The following is a 16,716-nucleotide window of genomic DNA, read 5'->3' as shown; positions in this document are numbered from 1 at the left end:
GGCACTTGCCGCCCATCCCCCCCTCGCGCATCATCGGGGACGAGAGAGGACGGAAAAGACAATGGCCGATTACGACTGGGTGATCCGCGGCGGCACCATCGCCGATGGCACGGGCGGCGAGCTGATCGAGGGCGATGTCGCCATCACTGGCGAGCGCATCGCCGCCATCGGCAAGGGCCTCGGGCGCGGGGCGGAGGAGATCGACGCACGCGGCAGGATCGTCACACCCGGTTTCATCGACGTCCACACCCATTACGACGGCCAGTGCATCTGGGCCGAGGAACTCTCCCCCTCCTCCGCCCACGGCGTTACCACCGCGGTGATGGGCAATTGCGGCGTCGGCTTCGCGCCCTGCCGCAAGAGCGATCACGCGATGCTCATCAACGTCATGGAGGGCGTGGAGGACATCCCCGGCGTGGTGATGACCGAGGGGCTGGACTGGGACTGGGAGACCTTCCCCGAATATCTCGACACGGTCGCCGCCGGAAAGCGCGACATCGATGTTGCGGCTTACCTGCCCCACTCCCCCTTGCGGGTCTATGCGATGGGCGAACGCGGCGCGGCGCGCGAGGTGGCCACCGACAACGACCTTGCGATGATGCGACAACTGACCGCCGATGCCATGCGCGCGGGCGCCATCGGTTTCGCCACCTCAAGGCTCAGCATCCACAAGACCGCCAGCGGCGATGCGATCCCGACCTTCGACACTGACCTCGCCGAGCTCGAAGCGATCGGGCGCGGGATGGCCGATGCCGGGGCGGGCACGTTCCAGGTCGTGCTCGATGCCTTCGTCGGATGGGACAAGGAATATCCCGTGATCGAGCGGATGATCGCGGCGAGCGGCCGTCCGGCGACCTTCACGCTCGCCTCGGGCAATGAAGGCCCGCCGCGCTGGCGCCGGGTGCTGGAGATGCTGGAGGCAACCAATGCGGCGGGCGGCGTCGCCAACGCGCAGGTGATGCCGCGCCCGATCGGCCTCATCGCCGGGCTGGAACTGACGGTGCACCCCTTCGTGCTGTGCCCCTCGTGGAGCAAGATCGCGCATCTTCCGATCCCCGAACAGGTCGCCGCGATGCGCGATCCTGCTTTGCGCGCCGCGTTGCTCACCGAGGATTTCACCCTGGGCCACCCCTTCAACGAGCTGGCGCGCAACTGGCGCTGGCTGTTCCCGCTCGACAATCCGCCCGACTATGCCCCGCCTGCGCACATGAGCATGGCGGGCCAGGCCGAGGCGCGCGGCTGCACACCGCAGGAGGTCGCCTATGACCGGCTGCTCGACACCGAGGGGCGCGGGCTGTTCCTCGCCGCGCTGGGCAATTACGAGAAGGCCAGCCTCGACAGCGCGCACGAAATGCTGCGCCACCCGCATTGCGTCCCCGGCCTTGGCGATGGCGGCGCGCATTATGGCGCGATCTGCGATGCCAGCTATTCGACCTATCTGCTGACCCAGTTCGTTACCGGCAACGGCCCGCTCAAACTGGGGCTGGGAGAAGCGGTGCACATGCTGGGACAGAAGGCCGCGCGCGCGGTGGGGCTGCATGACCGGGGGGTGCTGCGGGTAGGCGGCAGGGCCGATTGCAACGTGATCGACCTCGACCGCCTCAGCCTGCATCTGCCCGAAGTCGTGCGCGATCTGCCCGCAGGCGGACGGCGGCTTCACCAGCGCGCGACGGGCTACGAAGCAACCATGGTGGCAGGCGAGGTCATCCGCCGTTTCGACCAGTCCACCGGCGCGCGGCCCGGGCGTCTGGTGCGCGGCAGTGCCTATTCCCCCGCAGCGGGCGCAACTGTGTAGAGCAGGCCCTTGCCCGCAAAGGGCACGCGCGTCAGTCGGTCAGACACGACGACAGGCTCGGCGTAATTGCCGACGATCCAGACATGGGTGAAGGCATCGAGCGGCAGCCGCCCCAGCGCCTGGCTCAGCTTCCAGCGGCCCGGGTAGTTGCAATCCTCCCCCTGCACCAGATGCGAAGGATCACGCACGAAGGGCTCGGCGGCGGGGTAATGCACCGTCATCGGATTGACGCCGGGCTGCTGCCACTGGTCGTTGACGAAGGCATTGCGCCGCGCAATCGCCGCGCCGCCGACGTGATCGAGCACCGGGCTCGCCCAGCGCGCGCCGCAGGGCTTGACCATCAGGAAAGCGATCCGCGCGCCGTCGGGCACCTTGTCCAGCGCGGCCAGCGCGGCTTGCACCTTGCGGTCCTGCTCGAGATAGGCGGCGCTGGTGATCGCCATGCGCCCGGCGAAGAACACCACCGCCAGCACCGTCACCACCCGCAGCATCGCCGGGCCGAGCCGCGCGGGCGCAATCGTGACCAGCGCGAGCGCAAAGGCGTAGGGCAGCAGCCGCATGTCGGCAAAGGCCGATCCGAACACCCGGAACGGCAGGACGAGGAACACCGCAAAGCACAGCAGCGCCGCGATCCCGACCCGCGGATCGAACCGGAACGCGCGGCCGCACACCAGTGCCGCCAGCACCGCGCCTGCAATGATCACCAGCGATGCGATATCGAGCGTCGACCACTCGGTGCGCAGCGTCGAGAGCAGCCATTGCGGCTTGAAGTCCATCGACCATTCCGACACCGCCACCCCGGTCGCATCGGCGCGCCAGATCACCATCGGGATCACCGGCAGCAGCAGCGGCCAGCACATCCCCACGATCCGCACCACCGCCCCCACCGGGCGCTTGAGAAGGGTCGGCGCGGCCTCGGCCAGCATCGCCGATCCGGCCAGCAGGCCGAGAAACGCCCAGCCATAGGTGTGCGCGACCCAGATTGCCGCGCCCGCCACACCCAGCCACAGGCGCGCCGCCCCATTGCGCTCGGCCCGGTGCAGCCGCAGCCACATCACAAAGGCCAGCATCGCCAGCGCCATGCTCAGCGCGTAGTTGAGAAAGCCGTAGTTGAAGGGATAGCCATAGAGCAGCGGGATCGCCATGACCGAAAAGGGCGACACGCGGCCATGCACTTCGCGGCTGATCAGGAGCAGACCCGCAGCGCCCAGAAGCTGGGTGAGGATCACCACGACGCGCACCGATGGTTCCAGCCCCAGAAAGGGGTGCAGCACCTCGATCAGGATGTCCGCGCCGAGGTTGCCGATCAGCCGCCATTCGTAGGAATAGAAGGGCTGCAAGGCGGGCCGCGTGTCGAGCTCGGTCTGCACCGCATAGCGTCCGAGATGGCCGTAGAGATCGACCAGCGGCGGGAAATCCACCAGCATCAGCGGGAGAATGGTGACAAGGCCGATTCCCAGCCACACCGCCCAGCGATCAAGCAGGCCATGGGGCGGCTGCGCGCCGCCGAAGGGCACGCTGGCAAGAGGTGTTCCAAGGTTCATTCGGAAGAGGCCGGCCTGAAGACGAAGAATTGCGAAAGCACGAAGAAGATCACGATATAGGCCGCCAGCGCGGGCAGCTGCGCCAAGGGGCTGTCCGCCCCCAGCGCGCCCTGCGCGGCCACCAGCACGGCGACATTGGCGCCATAGGCGATGGCAAAGGCGGCGAGGAAGCGGATCACCTCGCGCGCGCTGATCCTGCCACCGACTCCGAAGACGAACCGCCGGTTGAGCGTGAAGGACAGCACCAGCCCCACGGTATAGCCCGCCGCATTGGCCGCCAGCCCGCTCAGCCCGGCCCACAACCCGCCGAAGATCACCGCCCAGCCGACCGCCGAATTGGCCACGCCGGTCAGCGCGAAACGGAACACCCGCGCCAGCATCGCCTCACCGCGCGACGAGGCAATATTGCGCGCCCAGCGGCAGCCAGCCGAGCCCGCGCTCAAGCGGGCGCAGCGGGGCGAGCATCGCCGGGAAGAACAGCGTGTAGCGCAGGCTGACGTCCTCGAAGCCCGCCGCCCGGAACCGCCGCCGCATCTCGGGCGCGCTGATCAGCACCGCGTTCACATCGAAAGGGCAGGTCGCCACGGCATGGCGGGTGAGCGGGTTCCAGGGGTTGTGCTCAAACAGCACGAAACGACCCTGCGGCGTCAGCGCGCGGCGGATCTCGCGCAGCAGGCGGATGTGGTCTTCGGCCGGGATGTGATGGAACACGCAGGCGGTGAAGATGAGATCGAAGCTGCCATCCGCGAAGGGCAGGGTCTGCCCGTCGTAGCACACCGTCTCCAGCGGCCGGACGGCGCGCGCGGCGCAATGGGTGAGCGAGCGCGCCGACACGTCGAGCGCGGTCAGCGCCGCATCGGGGAAGGCGTTTTGCAGGTGGGCGATGCAATTGCCCCTCCCCGCGCCGAAATCCATCATCCGGCGCGGTGCAAGCTCGGCTGCGGCGGCAACCCGCGCGGCTTCCTTCGCCTTGTATTCGGCGAAGAAATCGGGATCCTCGCCGCTCAGCCTGACCGACTGGGCGTGCTGCGCGTCATATTCGTCGACATAGGCGTCGAACTCAGCCTGCGACACGGATAGCCTCTGCGGTCTGCGCGGGAGCGTCACGATCGGCCTCGGTCTCTGCGCGGGCAGCCACCGCAACGGGATGGCGCCGCACCTCGGCAATGATGAACAGCGGGCGGTGCTTGGCTTCCATGTACATCCGGCCCAGATACTCGCCGAACACGCCCAGTACCAGCAGCTGCACCGATCCCATGATGAGGATCAGCGCGGCAAGGCTCGCCCAGCCCTGCACCGTTCCGCCCTGCAGCCACACCCACACGATCCCGACCAGCGACAGCAGCCCCGCTACGCCGAACAGCATCCCCAGATGCGAGGCGAAGCGTAGCGGAACGGTCGAGAAACTGGTGACCGCATCCACCGCCAGCGCGACCATCTTGGAGAGGGGATAATGCGTCTCCCCGGCAAAGCGCGCGTCGCGTTCATAGGGGAAGGCGATCTGGTTGAAGCCGACATAGCTCACCAGCCCGCGGATGAAGCGATAGCGTTCCGGCATGGCGTTGAGCTGATCGACCACGCGGCGCGTCATCAGCCGGAAATCGCCAGTGTCGCGCGGGATATGGGTATCGACCAGCGCGCCGAGCATCCGGTAGAACAGCGAGGCCGTGCCGCGCTTGAAGGCGGTCTCGCCGTGGCGTTTCACCCGCTGGCCATAGACCACGTCATAGCCTTCGCGCACTTTGGCGAGCATCGGGCCGAGCAGTTCGGGCGGGTCTTGCAGATCGGCATCAAGCACGAACACCAGCTCGCCCCGGACATGGTTCAGCCCGGCGGTCAGCGCCAACTGGTGGCCGTGATTGCGCGCCAGATCGATCGCCACGATGCGCGGATCGGCGTCGGCATGACGGCAGATCGCCCCCCAGCTGCCGTCCTTCGATCCGTCGTTGACCAGCACCAGCTCGAAATCGTCGGCAAAGATCGCCTCGGCCGCCGCGGTCACCCGGGCGACGAGCGCATCGAGCCCCGCTTCCTCGTTATAGACCGGAATGACGACGGAAAGCGCGCAGGAACCGGTGATGGTGTGCAAAGCCTGCAAGTGTCACGACCTCCTGATGCGCCGGGCAAAGCTAGCGGAAAATGGTCAACAGCGCCTTAAGCCCACCCGTCCGCCAGCCCCCCCGCACGCACAGGTGGTGCGCTTACGGGAACCGCAAAAACGGCTTAAGCATTTGAAAAATAGCCTTATATTCTCAGACTAAAATTCAAAGGCCCCCGAATAGGCCCCTTACCATGCAAGTCACTCACGGTGCCGACCAGTGACCCGCAATTGTGACTCGCACGCCACTAGCCTTTGTTTGCTGGATCAGTCTAGGCAATTTCGCGCCCATATCGCTGAAGAGCACCGCCGCCGAGTGCCATGAGGATCAGCCGTAAGGCGTGCCCCATTGGCTCCGATACGCCTCTCGCGAAGTGGCGACGGTTCGCACCATGTCCCGCACGCCCTGCGCCTTCAGATCAAGAACGAGCACACTGCCATCCACTTCGGCCACGGCTTCGATTCGCCCAAAGTTTGCCCCGTGCTTTTCGGCATAGTCGGCAAGCCCGCGCAGCTTCGAAGCGCCGTCCGCAAGGAAGTCCCCGTGCGGATCGACAATGTCCGCAATAACTGCGCCGGACGCATCCACGCTAAAAAAGAGGAAGTCCGGTCGTAGGAGCAGGGTGTCCCCTGCATAGTCATAGACAATGCCAAGCGAGTCCTGACTTGTGCGCGATGGATTGCGATACCAGCCAATGCGCCCTTCCCGCTGCATCTCGACCTCCTGCACCTTCGTCTCCAGCCCGTTCAATTCGTCTGGGAACTGACCTTCACCATCGCAAAGCAAATGCTCGGTGAAGCACGGCAAGAGGGTTTCCGTCCCGGCTTCAAGCGCCTTGGTCGGCTGGAGCCGTGAACTCGGCTTCGCCAGCCGCACATCGAAGGGGGTTGCGCTCAGCTCGCTAATCTCCCGATAGGCATCGCGGCGCTTATCGGAGAGTAGCGCAATTGCCGTCTGGTATTCTGCCAGCCATTCATTGGCCAAGGCTTCCGCCGCTTTCTCCAGCTGGACTTTGACCGCATCGATCAGCCCCAATGCGGCAATATCGGTGTGAGCATCGATCAGCGAATCTTCGAAGTCGTCCGCATCCTCATTCTGCGCCGCCAGATAGTCAGCATAGCTCGTGGCCAGATCGGGGCTGATAATCCGCCCCGCCCGCCGATAGGCATCTTCGATCACGGCATAGTCAGCCGCTTCCACAAACGCATCAAAGCTCGTGCCGCCAGTTGCAATGTCAGCGACCAGTGTTTGGCCTTCAACCGTGAGCACGTCCGCCCGCGCCTTGGCAATGTCGCCCGCCAGATCGGCACGTATCCCGTCCAACACCTTGTGCATCGCTGCGTGAGCCTTCTTGCCCGCATTCGGCAAAAGCCCATCCTGTGCCAACTCGTGCGCTAGAGCGGTAAGCCGCTTCACCGGGCGCGCAGTCTTCTTGGGCAGGGATTGGGAAGGCAGAGAAACGAACTTGTCCCACAGCGCATCTGGCATGGCAGGATTGGGAAACAGCTCGACCGGCTGGATCAGCACGCGGCGCAGCGGCACGTCTTCGCCCGCGTCGCCGCCTGTCATAAGCGCATTGGCAACGGCTTTGACCGCTTCCTTGTCGAACTTAGGCAAGAAGCAATCGACCGCGTTCAACTGATCATTGCCAGGAATGCGCCGCGCCAAGGGTGAACGCACCATCCGCCCCAAAAGCTGCGTGATATGCGTCCGGTCGCTCGCCGCCCTGAAGGACACCATGACTTCAGCGCGCGGGCAATCCCAGCCGGTGCTAATCGCATCCTTGGCAATCAGAATGCGCACTTCATCGCGTTCCTGCACCCGTTCCGGCTCGACATAGGGGACCGCATGGCTCCCGAACTGCTCAGTCCGGTGTTCGCCCAGCACATTGGCGATGCAATCTTGCGGCAATTCAGGCCAAGTCTCGACAATGGTATCGATCCAGCGCCCAATCTCGTTTGGATCGGGATTGTTCGGCACCTGTAGCACCATGAGCGGCTGGACGGTTTCGCCTTGGCCCTGATCAGCGCCGTATTCCGCCCACGCCTTGGTAATGTCGCGCAGTCGCTCCGTCCCCCGGCGCAAGAACACGGTTGCCATGTCGCCAGTTTCGTCGGGCACGTCGAGCTTGATCGTATCCTTGATCAAGCCGCTGTCCTGCACCTTCTTGGAATCCACCACGACATTGGGAAGCGTGCTGCGCCCCGTCATGCCTGCCATCGCATCATTGAACCGCTGCACGGTCGCGGATATGCCCCAGACGATGGGAATGCCGGGAACGGAGCCGGTGCCATTGATGAGCTGCTTCACAATGGTGGGCCTGCCACGCTCGCCTGTGTTACCCCCATCGCGCATCCCCCTGTGCGCCTCATCGAGCACCAGATAGAGCGTCAAATCCGGGTCTTCGATGGTGTTCTGGATCGTCTGCCAGATGGTGTGAGCGCGCAGATCAGGCATCAGCGTTTCGCCCGTGGCGGTCTTTTCCAGTCCCTCATCATCGGGATCGTGCCCGCGCACCAGCAGGCTCTTCTTGCCCAACTTTTGCGTGTTGAGGAAATACACCTTCCCCGGCTCGAATCTCTCCCGGCTGAAGGTGTTTTCGACCGTCACCAGATCGGAGACGGTGAGCTTGTCCGCCGCCTGAAAGAGCCGCCACTTGGATTGCTCGTTCAATGACGGATCATCACTGAACCAGATCACGACCGCGCCGGGATCGGCTTCGAACTCGTGATCGTCATTGCCATAGAACAAGGCTTCGAAGACCGCCGCCGCCATGACAGTCTTGCCCGCGCCGGTTGTGGCGGTCAGCGAAAAGGCGTGCGAATCCTTGTCTTCGTGCCAGCGTTTGCGCGCTTTCTTCAGCCGGTCGAGCACGTCGGCAACGGCTTCGTCCTGATAATCCTTCAGCGTGAACTTCATGGCTCAGCGCCCCATCGAAAAGCGGAAATTGGTGAGATAGGATTCATACAGCCGCACCGGCTCGACCGTGTCGGGCAATTGCCGCACAACCGATTGGAAGCGCCGCTCGTCATCGGTGACGATGTAGGCAATGCGGATGCTGCCCTTGCCGTGGATCGCATCGACAAAAGGTGCCGCCTGATCCAGATCGGTCAGCAGGCCATAGCAATCAGCCACGCCCCAGCCGCCTTCCGGCAAAGTGTCGATCCGGCTTCCCTCGCTCCCGGCGCGCATCCACAGCAACGGGGCGATGCGCTCGAAGGCGCGATTATGGCTGACCGCAACCGGGGTTTCATAGGTGAGCGTGAAGAACTCGGCGTTTTCCGCAAAGCCATCGGCCATCGGGAACTCGTCCGTGAATTTATAATCGCCCTTGATCGGCTGGCCTTCCGGGGTTTGGCCTGTGATTGCAGCCTTGATCCGGGGTTTCGTGATGTAGTCGCAAATGCCCCATTGCTCCCAGTCGGGATCGGCTGGACGCAGTCCATCCTTGCGCAGCTTGGCCTGTTCGTCTGCACCAACTTCATTGTTAGTCACAGAAATGCACTGGCGACGCCCGCCGTCCTGCCGGTTCAGGCGCATTACCGCATGCGCAGTCGTGCCAGAACCCGCAAAGAAGTCTAGAATGACTGCATCTGATTTCGTGCTGACAAACAGGCGCAAACAATCTTCGACTGCAAACAGGGACTTTGGGAATGGAAACGAACGTCCCGGCAAACACTGCGTAAGGAGTTTCGATCCATGCCAACCGGCGTTGTGTGAAATCTTATTCCAAATCGTTTTCGGCATACGTTGTTCGTTGCCCGTCATCTCCTTTAGAATAGCGCCCCCGGAAACCGAGTATCCTTCAATCACAATCTCACCGGTCACAATTCGCTTTTCGGTTCCAGCGTTGACCGACATTATTGACCAACCTGAACTTTTCTTTGTAGTCTTCCCAGCTCTGAGGAGCCCCTTCTCTGCTCGCTGCCTTGCGGTATCAGCGGCTGTGCGCCACCTTCCCTCTTGTCCGCTTGCGGTCAATGGCCAAATGGCAACTAAACCTGTGGGACATTTGATTGAGCTTTTATCGACACCTAGATCAATTGGTTCACCTACTCCCTCAATGGCACCGGTTTTTTCGTTGACGAAAATAGGATAAAACATTCCTTTTCGGTCTGCCCGAAGGTTTTCATTTCCAGTTCTCACGAATTGAAACCAAAGTTGGGATTTTGTGGATGAAAGCCCCTCATTTAGCATGTCATCGCCCGATTTGCCCGGAACGGCTGCGCCAAACATTACAAAATATATGAACTCATTGCACCGCGAAAATTGACCGGCCCGAACGCTAGCTTGACTGCTAATTACGCTGGAAATCATTTGAATTTGCGCTTCGGGGAAAACCTGCTCAAGTAACAAACCCAGCCGAAGAAATTCCTTCTCATCGATGGTGACGATCAGCACGGCGCTCTTTGGATTGAGCAATTCGCGTGCCACCAAAAGCCGCCGCTCCATCATCGCTAGCCATTTAGAGTGGCGATACTGATCGTCACCCTCGACATAGTCGTTGTTGTATTTCCAGTCCCGCGCCCCGGTGTTGTATGGCGGATCGATATAGATCGCATCCACCCTGCCGCGATGGGTGAAGGTCAGCGCCTCCAGCGCATGGAAATTCTCGCCATTGATCACGGTGTGAAAAGGCTTGTCGCCGCCGCGCTCGACCTTCCCGGTGCTGACAAGGCCGGGATAGATGTAGTCCCGAAACTCGGCCACCACGCACAGATCGGCAACCGGCGCTTCGGCCCGTTCCGGCTCATCGGTGTAAAGCAGGGACAGGCTGGCCACGCGCTCGGCACCCCTGCCCGCAAGGCTCATCACCTTCCAAAGCCGCTGATCGCCCTTCTTGGTCGACCCGCGTTCAGGCAGGATTCGCACCTTGTCGCCCTTGCGGATCGGGCGACCGGGTAGCTCGACATTCTCAGGCCGGTGCCGCTCGAAGTTGAGGCCAAACGCGCGGCGCGACGACAGCGCCCGAAACTCACGCTCCAGCTCCCGCCCCAGATCGGCATCCTTGGCCTTGGCCTTGGCAATCAGATCAGTCAGGCGCGACATGGCACCCCGCCCGCTCGAATATGGAATTGGCGCGCAAACGGCATTTCAGGCACTTGGACAGCTCCCCTGCTAGGCCGCGCACCTAACAGGAAAACCGGCGCGGCTGGAAGGCCTTATGGCGCCCCTTTATTCAGCAGCAGGATCTTCTTCCATAGCCGCATTGCTCTCAGCCCCTGCATCGTCAGCCGCTGCTTCGTAAGAATAATCTTCGAGTTCGTCGGCACTTCGTGACTTTTCCTGCTCTAAATCTTGCATTTTTCGACGCCCGTCTCGGCCAACGAAATTGCTTTCCTGCCCCACCTCATGAATAAGGAACAAATAATTGCCCAATGCAGTCATGGTCTGCATCTCAGATTCGGTCAGAAGTTCTTTTGAACGGCCATCTTTCTGGCTGAAATCAACAAACTTCCCGCCCCAGTATCGAAGCCGACCCTGATACAGACTGGCAATTTTTGAGCTACTGACATCGTCATTCAAGTCCAATGTAGCCAAGTGCCTAAAATGTCTGTAAATTTTAAGGAAATCGTCGAATTCCCCACCCCTTTTTTCAGCAAAAGAGCTAGCGGACCGGGTTTCCAATGTCATCGCTTCATACTGCGAATATAACGCCACCGCTTGCCTGTTGCGGTCCGCCTCAACCTGTTCGGCTGTGGCCATACTCTGACCAATGAGGCCAAAAGCAAAGCCAAAAACAGCAGCGCAAAGCGCACCAATCGCCGCCATTGCACAGTCACGCGCCCATCCAGACCAAAGGCGAGGCGACGATCCAGCATTATCAGGAGGGGGTGTCTCTGACATTAGTCAACCTTGCGCAGGGAGAGAATCTCAGCGGTATGCAGGGAAGCTAATGCGAGACCTGCATTGAGAAAAGGTCTTTTTTGTGCCTGTGAACTATCGGACGGCGTATCACGACAGGATAGAGCCACCCCCATTCAAATCGGAAAAAGTTTAGATGGACGGACAGGGCTCAATCAAAATGCGTTGCAAGCATTCGTTTCATCATTGCCTCTACAATCGCCTCAATCCGCTCTTGTTCGCTAACAATCCGGCCGTCACTCAGCCCGCGGATCAGCTCGGCTTGCCGTGCGGCTGGCACTTTGCCGTAGCTTGTTAGGGTGGTGAGCACCCGCTCGTGTCCGATATTCTGCGACCATGCCTTGAACTCTTCAGGGGTGGTGCAAATGCGCTCGCCAAGCTGCACCAGTGCGTCCCTGAAGCAATGGGGATTGAAATAGGGCAGATCAGCCGCCGCAAAGGCATCGCGGTAGATCGCACGGATCGGCCCGGTGCCGCTCCAGTGCTCCCGCATCAGGCCAATTGCCGTAAAGCCGCCGTGCTCGCCCAGCCCCATCTGCGTCTTCGGGAACAGCGGGTCTTCATCACCCCAAAGCAAGGTGCCGCGCAGATGCTCGCACCAGTCTTCGGCAATCTGGCGCGCGTCACCGCCCACCGGGCAGAACCACGTGGTGAAGGTCTTGCTGCCCTTCGTGCGCACGTCCCGCGCATCCTGAAAGACGCACCCTTGCTTCAAATCCACGTGCTTGAGCTTCAGGCTAGCCAGCGCCGCGCCGCGCGCACCCGTGAGCAAGGCGAAGGCAATCAGCGCCCGGTTGCGTTTTTCAATGTCCGTCCCGGCTGGCATCGATGCGAGCACATGGTGCACCTGATCGAGCGAAGGCACAGGCTTTTCCCGGCTGGCCTTGGCAATCCGCACGTCCTTTTCGGACAGGTTGAAATAGTCGGCATCGCTATAGGCAATCCGCCGCTTGTAACCCGGTTGCCCCGCCAGCCAGACGAAGAAGGCGCGCAAGGCTGACAAGGTCGAATGCACCGTGGCGCGGGCGAGCGGCTTGCCGGTCCGGACGTTGCGCTCCCCATCCAGCCGGGTCTTGAAGGCAACCGCCTGCTCCCGGTGAAACTTGGCGAAGTCCTTGTGCCCGGTCGCCTCTTCGAAGCGTGCAATGGCCTTCGCCACCTGATCGATCGATTGCTCATCCCGGCGCTGCGCGTGCTTCAGATAGTGGAAGTATTCGCGCTTGATCCGGGTATTTGCGGCATTGTGTCTTGCCATTGCTCAAGCTCCCTTCGGATTGTCACAGTTTGGGGAAGGATGCGCCCGCGCATCTATGCTTGAAGGTGCCTGCGTGATTTGCACTGCCAGTCCGGGCATTCTGGCGGCAATGTCAGCCTGCCGGGTGTTCCGGTGCATCATTGTGCCGCACGTCTCACACAGGGCTTTCAGATTGCCCGTGACGGCATTGGCAGGGGTGTATTCGACCATGCCCAGCGCAGGCGCTTTCGGCTCCCGGCACTTGAAGCAATACATCAGCCCCGGCTGGCACGGGCGCTTCCTGGCCTTGGCGCGTTTCGCCCACCATGTCTGAAATTCGCTGCCAATGATCAGGATGGGTTTCGCTCCGTCCAGCACCGGCAAGCCTTCCCTGATCCATTGGCGCACAGAATTGCGATGCACGCCCAACAGATCGGCCAGCTCGAAGACGCTGAAAGAGCGGTGCCGCTTGGCAAGGCGCGGATTGATCCGGCCCATAGCTTCGCCCCTCAGTCCTGCTTTTCGACCAGCCGCCGGAGCGATTCCGCCGTGATCAAGCGCCGCCGCCCCATCTTGCGGGTGTCGAGCTGGCCAGAGCGCATCAATTCATAGACGGTGGTGCGCCCGACGCTGAGCGCCGTGGCGGCATCGGGTATCGAGACGAGCAACTTTTCCATGGTGGTGCTTCCTTGTGCAGCGCCAGCGGGTGCCAGCGGATGCAAGGAATGATCCACGGATTGGGGGTTTGGGGCGCGCGGAAAGGTTCGGAAAGGTTCGCTAACTGTCTGCGTCTTGCATTGCCTGCCAGAGCTGGCGGGCGCGCTGCGTCACAGCTGTGTCGCCGATTTCGATCTCGGCTTCATTGAACCAATTGATCATAGCCTTCTTCACGTCAGCCTGCGACTTCGGCTGCAACTCGCCAGACCATAGTTTGACCGCGATTGCAGCCCACATTGCATCCCAATGGGCTGCAAGCGGTTTACCGCCGGGGTTGCGCTTTTCAACAACTGGCGGGCTAATCGCCGCCAAAGTTGCAAGGCCAATCCCCTTTGCGGCAAGGTCGCCCTTACTCGGCTTTGTAAATGAAAAGCGGTGTATCTCTAGCTGCTTGAACACGCGGCTGCGCATTTCTGCAAACAGCTTGTCGCCCGCACCGGCCACGCTTTGCGACCGTTCGCTGTCTCGGATCGTGGCAAGCCGAATCGCGTTATGCAGGTGGGGCTCAAAACCCCGGAACATAGCTGTCAGACTGGCGGCAATTACGTTGAACGCGTCCAAATCCTGAGCAACGGCTGCGGTCTGATCCACGGCCTGCTCCACGAATTTCGCGGCGTGCTCTTCGACAATATCGACCGCGCGCCGAACGGTATTGCCGGATTGTAGCACCTTCTTTGCCGAATGCTCGGCGTGCATCGCTTTCTGGGCATCGGACGTTTTGCGCCGTGTCTCAGAGCTGAGATGCTCAAGAATCAGCCTGACTTGATTGCGCTCCAGCGTATCCACCAGCTTGAGACTATGGCGCTTTTCCTAAAAGTCTAGCGGGACGCGCGTATCGTGCGTCAACCCGTGAGCGGTCATTTCATCCTTGCCGAAGCCCAGCCGCCGCAGTGCCGCATTGATGGTGTTTTCGGACATGGGATTGCGAGGTGAGCGGATCGAAGGGAACACAAACTGGCCATCGCCGGTCAAATCTCGTGCTTCGAGCAAGATCGCGAGGGACTGGCGGGCGAGCGGAACCGCGTGCTCTTGCCGCCCCTTCATCTTTGCCGCCGGGATGCGCCACACCGCGCCTTCCAGATCAATCTCGGACCATTCGGCCCGACGAAGCTCGCCGGGGCGCACGAAAACGTAGGGCGAGAGACGCAAGGCAAACTGTGTGATCGGCTGGCCTTCATAGCCTTCGATAGCGCGCAAAAGCTCGCCCACCTTCAAAGGCTCAAGAATGGCGGCATGATGCTTCGGCTTCCGGCTGGACAGCGCCCCTCTCAGATCGCGTGTCGGATCGGACTTCGCAATCTGGTTGGCAACGGCATAACGGAAAACCTGCCCAATAAATTGCAGGGTCCGGTGGGCCTTTTCGTCATTCTTTGACGCTTCGAAGGGGCGCACAGCGTCCAGAATTTCGTAAGGCTCAATCTCGGCGATAGGGCGCGCGCCCAGCGGCTTGCGCACGATGTCCAGAAACCATTCGCGCTTGCGCACCGTCGCTTCGGCCAATCCATCCCGCCTGTTCTTGGCGATATAGGCCTTGGCAACGGCTTCGAAAGAATTGGCTGCGCTGATCAATGCCGCCCGCTTGTCTCGCTGCTTCTGCTCGGCGGGATCGACACCCTTCGCCAGATTGCTGCGCGCCGCGTCGCGCAGCTCGCGTGCTTCCTTGAGCGATATTTCGGGATAGGCCCCCAGCGAAAGCTTCTTTTCGGCCCCTACCTTGTTGCGAAACTTCAGCTTCCAGAGCTTGCCACCAGCCGGGGTCACTTGGACATAAAGCCCCTTTTCATCGGTGACCTTGTAGGCCTTGGCGCGCGGCTTAAGCGCCTTCAGTGCAGAGTCCGTGAGTGCCATTTGGGGGCCTCTTGATTTGCGCGGTTCCAATAGGCCCCCACACAGGCCCCCAATTCGCTCCGATTTTCGGCGGACACTGGCGGGCGCTGGCGGTTAAGCCAGCCTCATTTTTGTCAGATTTCCGGGGTTTTCGCAACCTTTCGCGGACATTCGCGAACAAGGGAATGGTGCCGCTTACGTGACTCGAACACGTGACCCCATCATTACGAATGATGTGCTCTACCGACTGAGCTAAAGCGGCATTCCTGCTCGCGGCCCTAATCTGGTGGGCGCGCGGGCGCAATGCAAAGGTGGAGGCCCGAGCCGGAATCGAACCGGCGTGCAAGGATTTGCAGTCCTCTGCGTAACCACTCCGCCATCGGGCCGAGCCTTTACGGAGCCTTCGCTCCGATCGGAAGCGGCGCACTAGCGATTCGGTGGGGCAAAGGCAATCCATGATTGCGGAGCGCCCCCGCACGCGGCAAAGCCCTGCGCCATGACCATTGCCAGCCTGCTCGAACCCGTGACCGGCCAGCCCGGCCCGGCCCACCTTGCCCATGCCGCCGACTGGATGCAGGGGCGCACGCTTTACGGCGGGGCCTCGGCGCTGGTGGCCTATACCATGGCGACCCGCGCCTTTCCCGATCTGCCGCCGCTGCGGGCCGGGCAGGTCGCCTTCGTGGCGCCGGTGGGCGAGCAGATCGACTTGCACGCCGAGATCGTCCGCCAGGGCCGCAACGTCACCCAGGTGCGCAGCGAGATCCTGTACGAGGGCCGGGTCGCGCTCTCCGCCTTCTGGCTGTTCGGCGAGGGGCGCGAGGCCAATGCCGTCCACCCGGCGGCGCGCCCGGATGACTGGCCCGGCCCGCCCGAGGACAATGCCGATGTCAGCCACGGCTTCGCGCCTGCCTTCGTCGCGAAGAACTTCGAGCTGCGCCACGGCCAGCCCAAGGGCACCGAGCGCGGCGCGACGGTGCGGCGCTGGGCGCGGCTGATCGAGGATCACAGCCTCGATCCGGTATCGAAGCTGGTGCTGATGGGCGACGTCATGCCGCCCGGCGCGATGCGGGCGATGCAGCGCGTCGGCCCGATCAGCTCGATCAACTGGTCGTTCAACGTGCTCGACCCGGAGAGCCGGTCGCGCGGCGGCTGGTATCTCGCCGAGAACGCCAGCCAGCACGCCGACAGGGGCTATTCCTCCGAGCGCCTGCGGATGTGGGACGCCGAGGGGCGGCAGGTGCTCGACGGGCTGCAATGCGTGGCCGTTTTCGGCTGAACTGACCAGCCGGGGCGATGTTCGGTTAAGCGTTACAAAGCGGACACCGTGTCCGCTTAATGCTACATCGTTTTCTTACATAATTTCATATGTTTGGTGCAGAAAGCGCCAAGCGGACGGACAGGGAAAGCGCGGCCTTTTCGCGCGCGCCGTGCGGGTGCAGCGGGATTGCGGGGGTGCGGACGATAGCAAAGAGCCGCGTCCGATTTACGCGTCAGGCGGCATGTAGGAAATGTCGGCAATGACGGGCTAACCGCCAAGAGCTGACGTTTTTTTATCGACGCCGTTGCGGACGTTGGCGAGCACGAACGATCGTCATCCCAGCGAAAGCTGGGATCGCTCTCGCTCTCATGCTAGCT

14 protein-coding genes and 2 tRNA genes are annotated in these 16,716 nt (G+C 62.0%); 2 read left to right on the top strand and 14 right to left on the bottom strand.

The window, feature by feature from the left end; all coding sequences use genetic code 11:
* Positions 1-61: 61 nt before the first annotated feature.
* Positions 62-1,795: an N-acyl-D-amino-acid deacylase family protein gene (locus tag BZF59_RS12610; RefSeq protein WP_086608618.1), complete on the top strand. Its 1,734-nt coding sequence runs from the start codon at positions 62-64 to the stop codon at positions 1,793-1,795.
* On the opposite strand, the gene BZF59_RS12605 is transcribed toward BZF59_RS12610, so the two are convergent.
* From BZF59_RS12605 to BZF59_RS12540, 14 genes are all read right to left on the bottom strand, one after another.
* The gene (locus BZF59_RS12605) at positions 1,765-3,339 is read right to left on the bottom strand and encodes a hypothetical protein (protein WP_086608617.1); all 1,575 of its coding nucleotides are present in this window, start codon (positions 3,337-3,339) and stop codon (positions 1,765-1,767) included. The genes BZF59_RS12610 and BZF59_RS12605 overlap by 31 nt on opposite strands.
* A complete protein-coding gene (locus tag BZF59_RS12600) occupies positions 3,336-3,707 on the bottom strand; it encodes a GtrA family protein (RefSeq protein ID WP_158094318.1) in 372 nt (123 codons plus the stop codon). The genes BZF59_RS12605 and BZF59_RS12600 overlap by 4 nt, the downstream gene beginning before the upstream one ends.
* A 16-nt stretch (positions 3,708-3,723) precedes the next feature.
* A complete protein-coding gene (locus BZF59_RS12595) occupies positions 3,724-4,413 on the bottom strand; it encodes a class I SAM-dependent methyltransferase (RefSeq protein WP_086608615.1) in 690 nt (229 codons plus the stop codon).
* On the bottom strand, positions 4,400-5,428 hold the full coding sequence (locus tag BZF59_RS12590; RefSeq protein ID WP_245806144.1) for a glycosyltransferase family 2 protein: 1,029 nt from the start codon (positions 5,426-5,428) through the stop codon (positions 4,400-4,402). The genes BZF59_RS12595 and BZF59_RS12590 overlap by 14 nt, the downstream gene beginning before the upstream one ends.
* A 337-nt stretch (positions 5,429-5,765) precedes the next feature.
* Positions 5,766-8,357 (bottom strand): DEAD/DEAH box helicase, encoded by a 2,592-nt coding sequence (locus tag BZF59_RS12585; RefSeq protein ID WP_086608613.1) that lies wholly within the window; start codon positions 8,355-8,357, stop codon positions 5,766-5,768.
* A gap of 3 nt (positions 8,358-8,360) precedes the next feature.
* Positions 8,361-10,487: a site-specific DNA-methyltransferase gene (locus tag BZF59_RS12580; RefSeq protein WP_086608612.1), complete on the bottom strand. Its 2,127-nt coding sequence runs from the start codon at positions 10,485-10,487 to the stop codon at positions 8,361-8,363.
* Positions 10,488-10,613: 126 nt separating this feature from the next.
* The gene (locus BZF59_RS12575) at positions 10,614-11,210 is read right to left on the bottom strand and encodes a hypothetical protein (protein ID WP_086608611.1); all 597 of its coding nucleotides are present in this window, start codon (positions 11,208-11,210) and stop codon (positions 10,614-10,616) included.
* Between the two features lie 244 nt (positions 11,211-11,454).
* Positions 11,455-12,558 (bottom strand): tyrosine-type recombinase/integrase, encoded by a 1,104-nt coding sequence (locus BZF59_RS12570; RefSeq protein WP_086608610.1) that lies wholly within the window; start codon positions 12,556-12,558, stop codon positions 11,455-11,457.
* Positions 12,559-12,561: 3 nt separating this feature from the next.
* The gene (locus BZF59_RS12565) at positions 12,562-13,035 is read right to left on the bottom strand and encodes a helix-turn-helix domain-containing protein (protein ID WP_086608609.1); all 474 of its coding nucleotides are present in this window, start codon (positions 13,033-13,035) and stop codon (positions 12,562-12,564) included.
* Positions 13,036-13,046: 11 nt separating this feature from the next.
* Complete coding sequence (locus BZF59_RS12560) at positions 13,047-13,214, bottom strand: helix-turn-helix domain-containing protein (RefSeq protein WP_086609194.1); 168 nt, start codon at positions 13,212-13,214, stop codon at positions 13,047-13,049.
* Between the two features lie 100 nt (positions 13,215-13,314).
* Positions 13,315-14,040: a hypothetical protein gene (locus BZF59_RS12555; protein WP_086608608.1), complete on the bottom strand. Its 726-nt coding sequence runs from the start codon at positions 14,038-14,040 to the stop codon at positions 13,315-13,317.
* A 24-nt stretch (positions 14,041-14,064) separates the two neighbouring features.
* Positions 14,065-15,102 carry a tyrosine-type recombinase/integrase gene (locus BZF59_RS12550; protein ID WP_086608607.1) on the bottom strand — a complete coding sequence of 346 codons (1,038 nt, stop codon included), beginning with the start codon at positions 15,100-15,102 and terminating at the stop codon, positions 14,065-14,067.
* A gap of 165 nt (positions 15,103-15,267) precedes the next feature.
* Positions 15,268-15,343 (bottom strand) — tRNA-Thr (locus tag BZF59_RS12545).
* Between the two features lie 50 nt (positions 15,344-15,393).
* Positions 15,394-15,467 (bottom strand) — tRNA-Cys (locus BZF59_RS12540).
* A gap of 110 nt (positions 15,468-15,577) precedes the next feature.
* Here BZF59_RS12540 and BZF59_RS12535 point away from each other — a divergent pair.
* A complete protein-coding gene (locus tag BZF59_RS12535) occupies positions 15,578-16,357 on the top strand; it encodes an acyl-CoA thioesterase (RefSeq protein WP_086608606.1) in 780 nt (259 codons plus the stop codon).
* Positions 16,358-16,716 lie beyond the last annotated feature (359 nt).

It is taken from the genome of Erythrobacter donghaensis (assembly GCF_002155425.1).
GTDB lineage: Bacteria > Pseudomonadota > Alphaproteobacteria > Sphingomonadales > Sphingomonadaceae > Erythrobacter > Erythrobacter donghaensis.
Note: the sequence above shows the minus strand (reverse complement) of the source record. Positions and strands in the feature narration are given on the sequence as shown.